This is a genomic window from Sulfuricurvum sp., from assembly GCF_049277495.1.
Taxonomy (GTDB): domain Bacteria; phylum Campylobacterota; class Campylobacteria; order Campylobacterales; family Sulfurimonadaceae; genus Sulfuricurvum.
This window is the reverse complement of sequence record NZ_JBASYM010000063.1, coordinates 1-15,429: the sequence shown is the minus strand read 5'-3', so window position 1 is coordinate 15,429 and position 15,429 is coordinate 1. Positions and strand designations below refer to the sequence as shown.

Here is a 15,429-nt window from a genome sequence, read left to right as displayed (position 1 = left end):
CCGATGAAGCGATTATTTTTAAGTTTGGTCATGATGTTGAGCGTTGCTGTAATGGCAATTGCTTCAGAACCGGCATCGGTTGAAACGGTTCCGCAAGTTGCAGGCGCCACGGTAGCTGCTGCAGCCGCTACCCCTCCCGCTAAAACGACTCACCGTGAAGAGGACTATCAGCCGGCTCCGTTTGGCGAGATGCTTCAAAGTTTCTTTAAAACGACAGGATTGAATGCGCTTATCTACCCGCGAGAGGGAGAAATGAGTTCATCAGGGCATCTTATGTCCGATTTCCATCAGACATGGGGTCGTGTGATTATGATTTTGATCACGTTCCTCCTCTTTTATCTCGCGATTTCCCGCGATTTTGAGCCCTTGCTTCTATTGCCGATCGCTTTCGGCGGGTTGTTAGCGAACGTTCCTATCGCCAATATCGCAGGTCCGCATGGATTCTTGGGCGTTATTTACAATATGGGGATTGCGAATGAGCTATTCCCTCTGCTGATCTTTATGGGTGTCGGGGCGATGACCGATTTCGGTCCGCTGTTGGCAAATCCGAGACTTGCATTGCTCGGCGGTGCTGCACAGTTCGGAATCTTCGGAACTTTGGTCGGTGCGTATGCATTGAGCCAGTTTACGACATGGTTTGACTTTACCCTTCAGCAGTCTGCCGCGATCAGTATTATCGGCGGAGCGGATGGCCCGACGTCGATTTTCATCGCCACCTCTTTGGCACCGGAACTTCTCGGAGCGATTGCAGTCGCATCGTATTCCTATATGGCGTTGGTTCCGATTATCCAGCCTCCGATTATGAAAGCGTTAACAACACCGGAAGAGCGTAAAATCCGTATGCATACCTTGCGACATGTTACCCGTTTGGAAAAACTTCTTTTTCCTCTTCTGGTTCTTGTAATGATTATTTTGTTCCTTCCGGATGCGGCTCCGTTGGTCGGTGCGTTTGCTTTGGGTAACTACTTTAAAGAATCAGGTGTTGTTGATCGTTTGAGTGACACGATGCAAAATGCACTGATCAATATTGTTACGATCTTCTTGGGTCTGGGTGTCGGGTCAAAACTGGCATCGGATCAATTTCTCGTGATCGATACGTTGGCGATTTTGGTATTGGGTCTTGTAGCATTCTCGGTAGGGACTGCGGCCGGAGTTATTATGGCTAAGGTCATGAATCTTTTCAGCAAAGACAAAATCAATCCGTTAATCGGATCTGCCGGAGTTTCAGCTGTTCCGATGGCAGCACGTGTATCGCATAAAGTGGGGATGAAAGAAGATCCTACCAATATGCTGCTGATGCATGCAATGGGACCTAACGTTGCCGGTGTTATCGGTTCTGCGATCGCTGCAGGGGTTATGATCGCTTTGTTTAAATAAATTCTTCTCTGCTATCTCCGTTTCAAACGGGGATACAGCTTTCCTTTGCCGATTGGGTTCTCTCCCAGCAAAATCGGAAGAGCCATTTCATTGTATCTTTTAACGAGGCAGAAGTCTCGATTCCGCTTCATTCATTTTTTCTACGATCAACGGTAAAATATTTTCACTCTTGGTTTTATCGATAAATCCGTCCGCACCTAAACCCGCTGCCTCACGTTTATTGTTTTCGCCGGTCATAGAACTGTTGACAATAATCGGAATAGTTCTGGTTTCAGGACTGGCTTTCAGCCGTTGAATAACGGTGAATCCGGACATTTCAGGCATCTCGATATCGGTAATGATTGCAGGGATGGAAGCGGGATTCGGATGTCTTTCAATGTATTCGACCATATCCTTGCCATTATTGAAAATCTGATAGCCGATGTGCGCACGTTCAAAAATATGAATCAAATGGCGTTGTGCGGTTTTTGAATCTTCGGCAATCAGTACGACACCATTTTTAAGTTTAGCGGGGATCGTGATATTGGCTAAAGAGTTTGCGGCCGTTTCGACATTGACCATTGCCTGAGGGATGACTTCCGCCAAGAGTTTCTCATAATCGAGAACCAGACAGAGGCTCCCGTCATCCAGACGTGTATCGTTAATCACGAGTCCGTCCTCACCCAGACGATAGCTGTCCGGCGCATGCATCTCATTCCAATTCTTTTTAATAACCCGATAAGCGAACATAATACGAATGCCGATAATGATCCCGTTAAAGTCGCAGATCAGGAGGTTAGACATTTTTTTCTTGGAATCTTCCAACTCAACCCCAAGCCATTTTGGAAGATTGAGGATCGGGATCTGCAGTTCGCGTAAAACGATTGTCCCTTCCAAGAGGGGATGCGCTCCCGGGATTTGCGTCAAATGGTGGCGTTTGGCTTCTACGACTTCACGGGTTTTAAAGACATTAATAGCGTAATAAGGTGACGTCTCTGCGACGTCGATTTTAAAGACTAGGAGCTGTACCTCATTATTTTTAGCCAAATTAGTCGCAGCATCAACGTGTTCCAAAAGAGACATAGTAACCCCAGTTATTTTATATTTCTTAATCATATCCTATTCGGGGGATTTTTTTACTAAAAACTAAAGGGTGGTGACTGTAAAATACGGACAAATTCAATATAAGGAACGCCAGTGCGTATTCTAATCGCTTTTGTGATGTTCATCGCTGCTATTCACGCCAAAGAATATTACGCTAAAGCAGAGCCTTATGAAATACTCAATGTCACCTCCAACGTTTCGGCTGAAGTACTGTACACGGATACGGCAAGTCAGGGAAAAGTATTAGGTAAAAAACCTTATATTGTGATGGATGACAAACTCGACAGAGTAGAACTTCACAGTGTAGAATCCAAAATTGAGGCAGTCAAAAAGACCCTTCAGCATAACGCTAAAATGGGAGCAAATTATCAGCAGATCATTGAGATGAAACAAGCCAATTTTGATCGTATCAAAGATCTTAAAATCAAATCATCTGTCGAAAAAGATCGGGAATATTTTGATGTGGTCACGAGCCGCAATTCGCTTCTGGGGATTCAAAAGGAGATTGAATCTCTCAATATTCAATTGGGAGATTTGCAGTTACGCCGTGCCCAGCTTCAAAAAAGTATTGCCGATAAACATCTCAGCGCTCCGGGACTGGTCCTTTATCAGTTGAATGTCAAACCATCGGCTTTCGTCAATCCGGGAACGCCCTTGGCCCAGATTGCCGATATTCGCAAAGCCAAACTGACGATTTACCTGAGTGCGGATGAAGCACAAGCGGCACAGAACAAAAAAATCTATTTGAACGGTCAGAAAACTGCGTATACAATAGACAGATTGTGGAAAATCGCGGATGCGTCCAAGTTGTCAAGTTATCGTGCAGAGATTTTGATTACTTCCCCTTCTCAATTTTCTCAATTGATCAAGGTAGAATTTAAATGAGTTCTTCGACTACCGCATGCCCATTGGATTGCTATGATGCCTGCCGCATCGTCGTGAATGAGAGCGGCAAGCTTAAAGGAGATGGGTCTCATCCCGTGACGAAAGGCTATCTCTGCCCGAATCTAAACCATTTTCACGCGTTTGAGCGTCTGCGTTCTCCGCGGTTTCGCGGAGAAGAAATTTCGATGGAAAGCGCCCTAAGCGCATTGATAGAAACCCTAAAAGGTTCGAAGGGCGATCAGATTCTCTATTACCGCGGAAGCGGCAATGTCGGGATGATGCAGCGTTCAACAGAACATTTTTTCGGTTCGCTGAAAGCTGTAGGGACGTCAGGATCATTGTGCGACGGTGCCGGAGAAGCAGGTGTTTTGCTCGGACGGGGGAGCAATAAAGTCCTGTCGCCGCAGATGATTTCTGAAAGTGAAGTTGTCATTTTTTGGGGACGCAATCCCCATACGACCCACTCGCATCTTTTGCCGTTTTTGGAAGGAAAAAAAATCATTGTGATTGATCCGGTAGAAACGGCAATCGCGAAAAAAGCCGATTTGCATATTCAAATCAAGCCTCACTGTGATCTGCATCTAGCCTTGCTGTTAAGCCGTTTTGCGATTATCGAAGGACAGCATGATATGGAGTTTATTGAGAAATATGCAAGTCAGTACAATGATTTTTATGAGTTGACTCAGACGGTGAGAATTAAAGCGACTCTGGATATGATTGATGTCACTCTCGGTCAGATAGGCTCGATACTGGAACTCATACGCGGGAAAAAAACAGCCATATTCGTCGGGGTCGGCGTCCAAAAATATCGCAACGGTGCGGATGTCCTTCGTGCCATCGACGGATTCGGCGCGATTATGGGATTTTTCGGCAAGCCCGGCTGCGGTGTGAGCTATATGGGCAATTCACTTGAGGGGATTACTGTACCGTTTGAGAGCATCCGCCATCGGGTGAGCAAACCGACTGTTGATTTTTCCAAGTATAATTGCGTTTTTGTGCAGGGTGCAAATCCTCTTTCGCAAATGCCGGATACGGAGAGGGTCAAAAGATCATTTGATCAAACAGCGTTCAGTGTCTATTTCGGACTGTATGAGAATGAGACGTCCCGTGCGGCTGATTTGGTGATCCCGGCAAAAACCTTTTTGGAAAAAAGCGATCTGAGAAGTTCGTACGGAGATGCTACATTTCAAGAAATGCCTCAATTACAGCAGAGCGATATCGGGATCAGTGAATATGATCTCACCAAAGTACTCTGTGAAGCTTTTGGTCTGACAATAGAGTCTGAAGAGTATTATTTAAATCACTTCCGTTCTCAGATAGAATATCATGAAGGGACAGGGTATCGCGCGGGTGCTTTGGGAATCCCTTACGAAAAGGGATTTGAAAACGGCGAATTTGAGTTTCTTGACGAGATCGATTTGGGTTTGAATACGGAGGAAGGATTTTTCCTGATTACCGCCAAATATCCCAAAGGGCTTAACTCGCAGTTTAACAGGGCTGAGGGGGTATATTTCCATCCCGAAGCAGGATTTGCGGAGGGTGAACGGGTTTCTCTTGCGTCATCTGTGGGGACGGTTGAAATGGCAGTATGCCATGATGCGCGTTTGAGGCGCGACTCTCTTCTGATCTATTCAGGAACGCCGAACGCCAATGTGCTGACTCCTGCACAACTCAGTTATGAAGGGGAGAATGCCGTGTATCAGGAAATTAAAATAAAGGTAACTCAAAAATGATGAACAACTTTGAAAATTATGTATTGCCAACTTACGGACGTCAGAACGTCAGCTTTACCGCCGGAAAAAATGCTGTTTTAATCGACAGTGAGGGGAAAGACTATATCGATTTTGCTGCAGGGATCGCCGTATGCAGTGTAGGACACGCGAACGAGCGTCTTTCGAACGCGATATGCGATCAAGTGCGCAAGGTGATTCACGTCTCCAACCTCTATTACATTGAACCTCAAGCCGAATGTGCACGAAAAATTGTGCAGCTCAGCGGCTACGACATGAAATGTTTTTTCGGTAACAGCGGTGCCGAAGCCAATGAAGGGGCGATTAAAATTGCCCGAAAATACGGAGAGGTAGCAGGTCAGCCTAAACGCTATAAAATCATTACCTTGGACCATTCGTTCCACGGGCGAACGATTACTGCCCTTAAAGCGACGGGGCAAGAGTCGATGCATAACTATTTCGGACCGTTTCCGGACGGTTTTGTGTATGCCAAAAATATCGACGAGATCGAATCCTTGATCGATGATCATACGGTTGCGGTGATGATTGAACTGGTACAAGGAGAGGGCGGCGTCCAGCCGCAAGACCGTGCAAAAGTTCAGGCACTTTCTGCGATGCTTAAATCCCGTGATGTCTTGTTGATGGTGGATGAAGTTCAGACGGGAATCTACCGTACGGGCGAGTTTCTGGCTTCCAACCTCTACGGGATTGAACCCGATGTCATCACTTTGGCAAAAGGTCTCGGCGGCGGGGTTCCTATCGGTGTTGTAATGACCTCCAAAAAAGATATTTTTGCTCCGGGAGATCACGGTTCGACCTTCGGCGGAAACTACCTCTCAACGACAGCGGCGAACGAAGTGCTCGATATTCTCCAGGAGATCAAGGAAAGCGGTGAACTGGATGAACATCTTCTTTATTTCGAAACGGCTTTGGCTGCATTTGCAAAAGTTCATCCGGCAATCTTTTTGGAGCATGTCGGGCTTGGGATGATGCGCGGTCTGCGTGTAGTTGATGGGGATACCTTAGGTAAAATTATCAATGCCGCACGCGAAGCCGGAGTTATTGTTCTCAAAGCCGGACGCAATACCCTCCGGTTCCTTCCGCCGCTTACGATTACCAAAGGAGAGATTGATGAAGGGTTTGTACGTCTTGAAAAAGCGATGGCTTCTTTATAGTCTCTTAAGTGTGACATCTCTTTGGGGAGAGGATACCCTTCTCTCCACACTCAAAGAGGAACAGTTCAGGCTTGATACCGCGAAAGCTTCATTGCAAAGCGATAGTCTTCGCGATTCGTGGCTTCAGCCGATACAGCTCCGTTATTCGTATGGAAAAAGCGATCAATACGACGGTGACAGCACGACGCAGAATGCTTCCGTGTCGATTGACCAGCCGATCTTTCGAAGCGGCGGGATCTATTACGGGATCAAATTTTCCGAAGCATCCCGCAGGTATTCGAACCTCTCCATACAGGCCGCACGCCAAAAGCTGATCAAAGAGGCGGTATCCTTGCTGATGCAGATACGTCAAAGTGATTTGCGCATTGCAAAGCAGGAACTTTTGATCGCCAATTCTGTCCTTAATCTGGAGTTGAAGACGGAGAGTTATCTGCATGGGGAACTTGATTCGGGATTTTTGGACAATGCCATCATCGAAAAAAATACCCTTACGCAAAATCTTTATGACATGCAGACACTGAAGGAAAGGCTCATCAGCGCGTATGAGAGCATCAGTGACGCCCCTTATGCAACGACAGAAATTCCTACCCTTGCTCTGATCGATTCGGAGCGTTTTGAGTCCGAAGCAATTGATCTGCAAATGGCCCAAAGCGAAAATGAAAAAAATCGCTGGAACGCCAATGTCACTCGGGCTAAATATCTTCCGCAAGTGAGTGTTAATGCTGCGTATAATTGGAATAAAATCGAAAATCCGGCTTTTGCCGGGAGTGTCATGCCGATCCTTGCCGAGAGCCGCTATACGACCTATGGTCTGAGTGCTTCTATGCCGCTTGATTTTAATGAGTTCCGGGATATGGAAGCTGCAAGAATCGAGACCTTGAAATCGGGTGTGAAGATAGCCGATAAGAGACGGGAACTTCACTCTCTCTATCAGCAAGTACGTCAAAATTTGATGAACAGCGATAAAAAGATAGCGCTTGCCCGTCAAAATCAAATGCTTTATGAAAAGCTCCTCGGAGATACCCGTGAACTTTTTAAGGCAGGTTATAAAACCGAATATGATGTTAATATACTTTCAAATTCGGCAAAAATTCAAAATATTGAGACACAGATCATTGATGTTGACCGACAGCTTGAGCTGCTCAATCTGTATGAAAAGGTGAACAGTGCGATTTAGTGACTATATGCATGAATGGCTATACGGGAAAGAGGGGTACTATGCCTCATATCACCCTATCGGTAAAAAAGGGGATTTCTATACAGCGGTGAGTACCTCGAAATTTTTCGGGGGGACGATTGCGAAACACATCATTGCCCGTATCGATGAGGGTTTTTTACGTCCTGATTCCCTGATTTGCGAGATCGGCGCCCATCATGGCTATTTATTGGCGGACATCATCGAATTTATCCATACGCTTCGACCGCAGTTACTGCAGACACTCCGTTTTGGGATTGTGGAACGATTTGAAGCGTTGCGCGAAGCACAGAAAACATATTTTGATGAGTCATTCGGGAATGCGATCGCTCTGGAACATTACGGTGATTTGTCCGAATTAAACGAACGTACCGCATTTTTCATCGCGAATGAAATTTTTGACGCATTCGGCTGTGAACTTTTTTACAAGGGAAAAATCGGCCGTGTTGAAAATCACAAGATCATCTTTGATCTCGATGACCCTTCCATCTCGGCTTTGGCGGAGAAATACCGTCAAGACCGCGGTGAAATCGCCATCGGTTATGATTCGTTTGCAGAAGCGATGAAAGGGTCGGCTGAACGGTTTGAGTTTATGAGTTTCGATTACGGAGAACTCGATGCGCGGAGTGATTTTTCGATCCGTGTATATCAAAACCATCAGGTCTTTCCTCTCTTTGACGAGGCTCTGAATCTTGCCGAAGCATTCGGAAAAACGGATATTACCTATGATGTCAATTTCACCCATGTAAAAGCAGCGTATGAAGCTCAGGGGATAGCCTGTACGCAATATGCCACTCAGCTGGTGGCATTGATCGAAATGGGGATTTTAGACCTCTTGGCGATCCTTAAAGAGCATGTGAGTGATGAAGTCTACACCCAAGAGCTTGAAAAAGTCAAAATTCTCATCACACCGACCCTGATGGGAGAGCGGTTTAAGATGATACGGTTTGTCAAGGAGTAGCGGATGCGAGGCTGGATAGCTCTACTGTTTACGGTCAGTATCGTGCATGGAGGAGTTCTGCATGATGGTGCCTATGAAGGTGACATGGAGAAAATTCGACATCATCTCTCTCTTCACCACAACGTTGATGAGCAAAACGATGCAGGGCTGAGTGCTTTACATGTTGCCATTAAAATGGGTGATTTAAAAATAGCGCAGTTTTTACTCGATAACGGTGCCGATATTAATGCTCAGGACTTTCAGGGAAATACCGCTCTTATTTTGGCCATCAAGAAAAAAGATTTGGAACTGGTGAGTTTCGTCGTCTTGCGTAATGCCGATGTCAATCTTGCCAATAACGATGGCGTTACACCGCTGCATCAGGCGGCATTCAGCGGCAATGAACCGATCGTCGATTTTTTGCTTAAAGCGAAAGCCGATCCCCATGTGAAAAACAATGATGGGGCAACGGCTTATGATTTTGCCGTTGCCAAGAAAAACTTGGCGATTGCCCAACTTATTAAAATGTCTATGTAGGAGAGAAAATGCAGATCAAAGTAAACGGTGAAATCCGCACGGTAAATGAGGGGACGAGTCTTTTTGATTTGATTGCCGATTTGGGATTGGAATCTAAAGTCATGGCGGCCGCAGTCAATATGGAGATCGTCAAACAAGACGGATGGAAAGAAGCTGTGTTAAAAGAGGGTGATGCTGTAGAACTGCTTGATTTCGTCGGCGGCGGATAATTAGGCGCCGAGGAGCTTTTCGTATTTGGTTTTTAAGATCAGATACTCTTTGTGCAGAGCTTCATACTCTTTTTTATAATCGATTTCGACCGTATCTTCTGTTGATGGTTTGCTAGTCGTCTGTTTTACCTCTGCGGAAGAGGGAAGGGCAATATAAGTCACCTCTTTGCCGTTCTCTTCACGGACAACGGTCTTTAATTCTCCATTCATCGTTTTTTTAATGACAGAGTGGATGCTGATGCGATGTTTTGCCGCATATTTTTGAAACGTGATTAATTCGGGTGATTCCATAGATGTTTGACCTTATAAACTGTGTGATTTTTCGAGTGCGACTACCGCTATCGCATAATCTCCGTCATGGGTAATCGATACGGAAATATCGGCAATACCGAAACGTTCGCGTACGGAAGGAATGAGGGTGATCTGCGGAGCGCCTTTGGGTGTTTTTGAAAGGATGATGTCATGAAAACCGCATTCCGAACCGATACCGCATCCCAACGCTTTGGAACAAGCCTCTTTGGCTGCCCAAAATCCTGCGGCATTACGATGCGTCTTGATCAGAAGAATTTCATTATCGGATAAAAATTTCTGTAGTCCCCGATCGCCGAAACGCTCCATAAAACGTTTCATACGATCGATTTTGATGAGGTCTATCCCGATCATTGCACCACGAAGTCAGTGAAGTAGATATTTTTAACTTTGCCGTCTTTCAGACGCATGTTGAGTTCGTTAACAATCTGCTCTTTGAGTTTCTCTTTACCCTTAATGGTGGAAATCTCTTCGAGGGACTTGGAACTGAGGATACGGATAATAATATCGCGGAAGATTGCTTTTTTCGTATCGAGTTCCGGACTGAGTTCATCTCCGTCTAATTCGAGGTTCATCTCAACTTTGAGATAACGGCGGCCGCTTTCACTCAAAAGATTGACCGTAAACCCGTCAAGAGGGTACATTAAACCGACTTCGGTTGAAGGGGAATCAAGCCCTGTCACACTCGCATTGGCCGATACCGAACCGTTTGATGCTGCTTTTTCTGTCGGAGCAGGCGCTGATGATGCAGGTTCTTCATTTCCCATCATTAAGAATGCGACAATGCCCCCAATGATTAAAATAAGGACCAAAACACCGATGATGATGATCAGGAGCATATTCCCCGATTTTTTCTTTCCCGCTTCTTCCGCGGAAGATTCTTCTTTCTCTTTTTCAGCCATCCATAGCTCCTCGATAAAGTTAATCCTTTATTGTAGCGAGAAACTTATGAAATTTGCCACGTGTCATAATGGAAATTTTGGTAAACTTAGCAGATGAAAAGAAGGATATCCTTATGTTAGAGAGACTTTTAGGCTATATCGGCCGCCCTTTTGTCCAGTCCTATTCGACGATTGAGCGGTTCGGGCTGTTTATTTTATTTCAAATAAAGCTGTTTAAATTATACCCCCTCGCTTTTAAACGGTATCAAATTGTTTTGAAACAGATCGAAGTAATCGGGTTCGGATGTATCGGGGTCGTCTCCCTGACGGCACTATTTACGGGAATGGTATTGGCCATCCAGCTTTATAACGGGTTTCATCAATTCGGGGCTGAGAGTTTTATCGGCTATACGGTCTTTTTCTCGATTACCCGCGAGCTGGGGCCGGTATTCGCGTCTTTGATGCTGATATCCCGTTCTATCAGTGCCATGGCGGCAGAACTTGGGACGATGCGGGTGAGTGAGCAGATCGATGCTATTGATATTTTGGGAGTCGATTCCAAGGAATATCTGATCACTCCGCGTATTATCGCAACGGTTATTTCCTTGCCTCTTTTGGTCATTTGGTTTGATTTTATTGCGATCGGATCAGGCTATATGATTTCGACCGGAGTGTTGGGGATCAACCCGATTACCTATCAAGATACATTGATGCGCCTAGGAGAGTTTAACGACATTTTGACGGGTGTGATCAAAGCGGGAATATTCGGATTAATCGTCAGTTCGATCGGAAGCTATATCGGCTACCATACCAGCGGAGGGGCACGAGGAGTAGGTCAATCAACGATTTACGCCGTTGTTTACTCGGCGGTAGCGATTTTTGTCACCAACTATTTTCTATCCGCGTTGTTTTTATATTTGGATATGTAGGAGATTTTTTAATCTCCCAGCTCACTCAGCGGACGGAACTGATAGCTGTCCGGGTCATAATATTCAATAGCTCCCGTCTCAATATCATAATACCAGCCGTGAATAAATAATTTGTCTTCTTCAACCAGTTTTTTGACATAGGGATAGGTTAGGAGATTTTCGATTTGTGTAACGATGGAGAGGTGCTCTGTCGCACGGTAAAGCTGTTCTTTGCTTGCATTGTTACCCAATGCGAGCAACGCCATCGATTTGGCTTTTTCGCCCAACGTAAGCCATTTGGCAGTATGAACCATTCCCGTATCGCATGTTGTTTTGAAGAGGGCTTCGATGGCTCCGCAGTGCGAATGGCCGCAGATAATGATCTCTGACACTTCCAAAACGCCTACCGCGTATTCGATACCGGCTGCGGTGGAGTGAAAGTCTTCATCGGGCTTGTAGGGGGCGACAAAATTGCCGACATTACGGACGACGAACAGATCTCCCGGATTGGATTGGATAATCAAATCGGGAATCACGCGCGAGTCTGAACAGCCGATAAAAAGGGCACGCGGGTTTTGTCCCTCTTTGACGAGGCTTAACAGCTGCTTTTCATGTTTTTTAAAATAGGTTTGCTGAAATGTTTCGTTACCGTCAGCAAACTCTTTGAGTCGAAGAGCGCTTTGATCTGAAGCATTAATACTTAGTGACACTGCTCAATCCCTAAATGTTTGATAATTGCTTCATAGACATTTCCGCCTTCGCGGTCGCAATCATCATGGTACTCGATAGTAACCATTTTTTTACCGCCGGTGATGTCACCGCTGTAGATAGTCGGAGTAATCGAACACAGTGGAGTACATGCACTAATCGCTTCTTCGATCATTTGGTGCTCTTCTTCGGTTGAATAGGCTAGAGATAGTTTGGTATAGCGCTCTTCAGATTTATGATCGGCAATAATGGAACACATCGGCATGCGGATTCTCCTCATATTTTAATGATTTATTATACTTTAGTTTCGGTTAAAACCACTCCAAAAGTTTGCTGACTTCATCGATTTCATAACATTTTATGGCTGTTTTTTCGAGAGGTTTTTTCGGGATGAGGGCTTTGGTGATCTGCTGAGAAGCCGCTTCTTTGAGCCGCTGATCGAGCTGATATACTTCGCGGATATCTCCGACAAGAGATACTTCACCGATAAATACCGTCTCTTTGGAGATGGAACGGTTGCGGAAACTGCTGATGATCGCGGCCAAAATCGCCAAATCGGCAGAAGTTTCGGTAATTTTGATCCCTCCGGTGATGTTGATAAAGACATCATAGCTGTTCAGAGGAAGTTCGAGTTTCCTCTCCAGCAGGGCGAGGAGCATATTCAGCCGGTTGTTTTCAAAACCGGTGGCTTGGCGCTTGGGATTAGGTGCATGGGTATCACTGACGAGAGCCTGTACTTCGAGGACTATGGGACGCGAACCTTCCATAATGACGGTGAGGGCGGAACCGCTTTGGGATTTGGTGCGGTTAAAAAAACGGGATGAGAGATCTTTCGCCGAGACCAATCCGTCGTGACGCATCTCAAATACACCGATTTCGCTGGTAGGACCGAAACGGTTTTTAAATCCTCTGAGTATCCGAAGTTCATGGCCGCTGTCTCCTTCGAAGTACAAAACAACATCGACCATATGCTCGAGTACGCGCGGTCCGGCTATGGAGCCCTCTTTGGTGATATGTCCGATGATAAAGATAGCGATACGGCGTTCTTTGGCGATCCGCATCAGATCAAAGGTGATCTGGCGCACCTGTGTCACGGAACCGGGAGCCGAGGCAATATTTTCGGAGTAGAGGGTTTGGATCGAATCGATAATGATGCATTCATAAGCGCGCTCATGCAGTTCGCCGAGTACCTGTTCGAGGCGAATCTCCGCTAAAAGAAAGAGATTATCGACATTGGCGCCCAAACGGTTGGCACGCAGTTTGATCTGTCCTTCGCTCTCTTCGCCGGAGACGTACAGGACTTTACGGTTTTGTTGGGCGAGGTTGGCTCCGATTTTAAGAAGGAGCGTCGATTTTCCGACACCGGGGCTCCCGCCGATGAGTACGAGTGAACCCGGAACGATTCCGCCGCCCAGGACCATATCGAGTTCAGCATCGTTACTGCTGTAGCGTTCGGTTGTCTCTTCGACGATTTGCGTGATCTCTTTGGCTTTTGTTCCGGCAGAGGGGGAAGAGGAAGATGTGAGTTTGATGATGTCCTGCTGCTGTTCATTCAGCTCGACAAACGAATCCCAGCCTCCGCAGTTGGTACATTTTCCCATCCACTTCGGGGTTGTGAATCCACAGTGCTGACATTCGAACAGGACGTTTTTTTTCTTGGCCATCATCATCTCATTTTTTAATTAGTATGGTTCACTCAGAGCAAAGGATCTGCGCTAAAAAGGGTACCGGAGTCGTGAATCCCTTTGAGCAAATAGTTCTCTATCGTATGCAAATTGTATCCGCTGCATAAAAACATTTTACGATTATGTTTCATCAAAAATTCTGCCGCCATCAGTTTGGTTACAATTCCGCCGGTTGCAAAGGCGTTGTTCGGGGTATGCTCGGCGCTAAGGGCTTCTGCCGGGATGGAATGGACTTCTTTTAGAATGACCGCATCGGGATTTTCGTTCGGATTTTTGTCATAGTATCCGTCGATATCGCTTAAAATGACCAGAAGATCGGCATTGGTGTAAAAAGCGACATGCGCGGATAACTGGTCATTGTCTCCGAATACTTGTTCGGAGGTTGTGGAAATATCATTTTCATTGACGATAGGGACAATGCTGTTGGATAGAAGAGTATCGATGATTTCGGTAAAGATAGCTGTTCGTTTTCGCGAATCAAAATCTTCTTCGGTCAGAAGAATCTGGGAGGTTGAGATATTGAAAATATCAAATTTGCGTTTGTAGCTGCTCATCAGGATCGGCTGGCCGAGCGAAGCGAGTACTTTTTTACTGATATGCTCTTTTCGATCGAGCTTCAGTGCTGTATACCCCGACGATACCGCGCCGGAACTGACCAGGATAACTTCATATTCTTTTTGCAGTTTGGCGATAAGGGTTACGAGGTTGAGCATCCTCTCTTTTGCGATGCTGTTGTTCTCCGTGAGGACACCGCTTCCGACTTTGATGACGATTCGTTTCATATTGTTCCTTATTCATGAGGGTTTGCACTTAATGACATCGAAAAATAAAACGGATAAGCGCATATTTTAAAAAAGTGACATTTGGTATTTTTTGAAAAGACTTCAGTATACGCTAAAAAAATTAATGTTTAACTAATACACTCAATCGATGATTTCAGAAAAAATAGCATCCAAAATTCCGTCGACAAACTCATATTTGTCAAACGGTATCAGGTGCTCGGGCTGTTCTCCGACACCGATATAGAGAATCGGAAGCTGCAATGCATAAGCGATACTAAAGACAGATCCCCCTTTGGCGGTACCGTCAAGTTTGGTAATAATAATTCCGTCCACTCCGATCATTTCGTTAAACGCTTTGGCCTGGGCAATTGCCGAACTGCCCTGTGTCCCGTCAAGAATAAGTATTTTATGGTGAGGGGCCCCGGTATGCGCTTTGTCACAGATGCGGACGATTTTTTTCAGCTCATTGCCGAGATTGGTCTGGGTGTGAAGACGTCCGGCCGTATCAATGATGACCTGTTCAAAGCCGCGTGCTTTTGCCGATTCGATCGTATCGTAAGCGACTGCGGATGGATCATGCCCCTGACGGGAAGAGATGATAGGGATATCGAGTTTGTCCGCCCAGCGGGTAAGCTGTTCGATAGCGGCGGCACGGAAGGTATCACCCGCTCCGAGGATGACCCGCTCACCATTATTGATATGCCGTTGTGCGAGTTTTGCAATGGTCGTTGTTTTCCCGGCACCGTTGACACCGATGATGAGACTGACCGTCGGTTTGTCCGGATTATCCGGTAAGGTATTTTGGGCATAGCTTAAGGTAGCAAGGAGTTTTGAACGGAGCTGTTCACGGGTAATTTCATTTTGGTAGAGTTCGCGGAGAATAATTTCAACCAAATCGTATTCGACGTCAGCTTCTAGGAGAATGCTTTCGAGTTCATCTTTCGAAATCGTCGCTTTTTTTTCAGGTACGATGGCGGCTATTGCGTCAATAGTTTTTTGAAGCCCTTTTTTGATAAATCCAAACA

18 protein-coding genes are annotated in these 15,429 nt (G+C 45.8%); 9 read left to right on the top strand and 9 right to left on the bottom strand.

Going from position 1 to position 15,429, the window contains the following annotated elements; genetic code table 11:
• Nucleotides 1-3 precede the first annotated feature (3 nt).
• The gene (locus WAO38_RS10870) at nucleotides 4-1,377 is read left to right on the top strand and encodes a sodium ion-translocating decarboxylase subunit beta (RefSeq protein WP_422237025.1); all 1,374 of its coding nucleotides are present in this window, start codon (nucleotides 4-6) and stop codon (nucleotides 1,375-1,377) included.
• A 99-nt stretch (nucleotides 1,378-1,476) separates the two neighbouring features.
• On the opposite strand, the gene WAO38_RS10865 is transcribed toward WAO38_RS10870, so the two are convergent.
• The gene (locus WAO38_RS10865; protein WP_422237024.1) at nucleotides 1,477-2,439 is read right to left on the bottom strand and encodes a chemotaxis protein CheW; all 963 of its coding nucleotides are present in this window, start codon (nucleotides 2,437-2,439) and stop codon (nucleotides 1,477-1,479) included.
• A gap of 114 nt (nucleotides 2,440-2,553) precedes the next feature.
• Here WAO38_RS10865 and WAO38_RS10860 point away from each other — a divergent pair, with 114 nt between their 5' ends.
• The 7 genes from WAO38_RS10860 to thiS are packed head-to-tail and all read left to right on the top strand — an operon-like array spanning nucleotide 2,554 to nucleotide 9,131.
• Entirely contained in the window at nucleotides 2,554-3,345 is a 792-nt protein-coding gene (locus tag WAO38_RS10860; RefSeq protein ID WP_422237022.1) for an HlyD family efflux transporter periplasmic adaptor subunit, read from the top strand.
• Nucleotides 3,342-5,078: a molybdopterin-dependent oxidoreductase gene (locus tag WAO38_RS10855; RefSeq protein ID WP_422237020.1), complete on the top strand. Its 1,737-nt coding sequence runs from the start codon at nucleotides 3,342-3,344 to the stop codon at nucleotides 5,076-5,078. The genes WAO38_RS10860 and WAO38_RS10855 overlap by 4 nt, the downstream gene beginning before the upstream one ends.
• The gene (locus WAO38_RS10850; RefSeq protein ID WP_422237051.1) at nucleotides 5,078-6,250 is read left to right on the top strand and encodes an aspartate aminotransferase family protein; all 1,173 of its coding nucleotides are present in this window, start codon (nucleotides 5,078-5,080) and stop codon (nucleotides 6,248-6,250) included. Before WAO38_RS10855 ends, WAO38_RS10850 begins: the two co-directional genes overlap by 1 nt.
• Nucleotides 6,207-7,427 (top strand): TolC family protein, encoded by a 1,221-nt coding sequence (locus WAO38_RS10845; RefSeq protein ID WP_422237018.1) that lies wholly within the window; start codon nucleotides 6,207-6,209, stop codon nucleotides 7,425-7,427. The genes WAO38_RS10850 and WAO38_RS10845 overlap by 44 nt, the downstream gene beginning before the upstream one ends.
• Complete coding sequence (locus tag WAO38_RS10840) at nucleotides 7,417-8,406, top strand: SAM-dependent methyltransferase (RefSeq protein WP_422237016.1); 990 nt, start codon at nucleotides 7,417-7,419, stop codon at nucleotides 8,404-8,406. The genes WAO38_RS10845 and WAO38_RS10840 overlap by 11 nt, the downstream gene beginning before the upstream one ends.
• A 3-nt stretch (nucleotides 8,407-8,409) precedes the next feature.
• Complete coding sequence (locus tag WAO38_RS10835) at nucleotides 8,410-8,922, top strand: ankyrin repeat domain-containing protein (RefSeq protein ID WP_422237014.1); 513 nt, start codon at nucleotides 8,410-8,412, stop codon at nucleotides 8,920-8,922.
• Between the two features lie 8 nt (nucleotides 8,923-8,930).
• Nucleotides 8,931-9,131, top strand: coding sequence for a sulfur carrier protein ThiS (thiS, locus tag WAO38_RS10830; RefSeq protein WP_422237012.1), 201 nt, complete (start codon nucleotides 8,931-8,933; stop codon nucleotides 9,129-9,131).
• Here thiS and WAO38_RS10825 read toward each other — a convergent pair whose 3' ends face one another.
• The 3 genes from WAO38_RS10825 to fliL are packed head-to-tail and all read right to left on the bottom strand — an operon-like array spanning nucleotide 9,132 to nucleotide 10,342.
• A complete protein-coding gene (locus WAO38_RS10825) occupies nucleotides 9,132-9,422 on the bottom strand; it encodes a hypothetical protein (protein ID WP_422237010.1) in 291 nt (96 codons plus the stop codon).
• 12 nt (nucleotides 9,423-9,434) lie between these two features.
• On the bottom strand, nucleotides 9,435-9,794 hold the full coding sequence (gene acpS / locus WAO38_RS10820) for a holo-ACP synthase (RefSeq protein WP_422237008.1): 360 nt from the start codon (nucleotides 9,792-9,794) through the stop codon (nucleotides 9,435-9,437).
• Nucleotides 9,791-10,342, bottom strand: coding sequence for a flagellar basal body-associated protein FliL (gene fliL / locus WAO38_RS10815; RefSeq protein WP_422237006.1), 552 nt, complete (start codon nucleotides 10,340-10,342; stop codon nucleotides 9,791-9,793). The genes acpS and fliL overlap by 4 nt, the downstream gene beginning before the upstream one ends.
• A gap of 113 nt (nucleotides 10,343-10,455) precedes the next feature.
• On the opposite strand from fliL, the gene WAO38_RS10810 reads away from it, so the two are divergent.
• Nucleotides 10,456-11,250 (top strand): MlaE family ABC transporter permease, encoded by a 795-nt coding sequence (locus WAO38_RS10810; RefSeq protein ID WP_422237004.1) that lies wholly within the window; start codon nucleotides 10,456-10,458, stop codon nucleotides 11,248-11,250.
• Nucleotides 11,251-11,258: 8 nt separating this feature from the next.
• Here the strand turns inward: WAO38_RS10810 and WAO38_RS10805 are convergent, their stop codons facing one another.
• The 5 genes from WAO38_RS10805 to ftsY all read right to left on the bottom strand — a co-directional run.
• Nucleotides 11,259-11,939 carry a carbonic anhydrase gene (locus tag WAO38_RS10805; protein WP_422237002.1) on the bottom strand — a complete coding sequence of 227 codons (681 nt, stop codon included), beginning with the start codon at nucleotides 11,937-11,939 and terminating at the stop codon, nucleotides 11,259-11,261.
• Nucleotides 11,930-12,202 carry a hypothetical protein gene (locus WAO38_RS10800; RefSeq protein ID WP_422237000.1) on the bottom strand — a complete coding sequence of 91 codons (273 nt, stop codon included), beginning with the start codon at nucleotides 12,200-12,202 and terminating at the stop codon, nucleotides 11,930-11,932. Before WAO38_RS10800 ends, WAO38_RS10805 begins: the two co-directional genes overlap by 10 nt.
• Nucleotides 12,203-12,248: 46 nt before the next feature.
• Nucleotides 12,249-13,601 carry a DNA repair protein RadA gene (gene radA, locus WAO38_RS10795; RefSeq protein WP_422237050.1) on the bottom strand — a complete coding sequence of 451 codons (1,353 nt, stop codon included), beginning with the start codon at nucleotides 13,599-13,601 and terminating at the stop codon, nucleotides 12,249-12,251.
• A gap of 32 nt (nucleotides 13,602-13,633) precedes the next feature.
• The gene (gene proB, locus WAO38_RS10790) at nucleotides 13,634-14,404 is read right to left on the bottom strand and encodes a glutamate 5-kinase (protein WP_422236998.1); all 771 of its coding nucleotides are present in this window, start codon (nucleotides 14,402-14,404) and stop codon (nucleotides 13,634-13,636) included.
• 141 nt (nucleotides 14,405-14,545) lie between these two features.
• On the bottom strand, nucleotides 14,546-15,429 hold an 884-nt coding region (gene ftsY, locus WAO38_RS10785; RefSeq protein ID WP_422236996.1), incomplete at its 5' end, for a signal recognition particle-docking protein FtsY.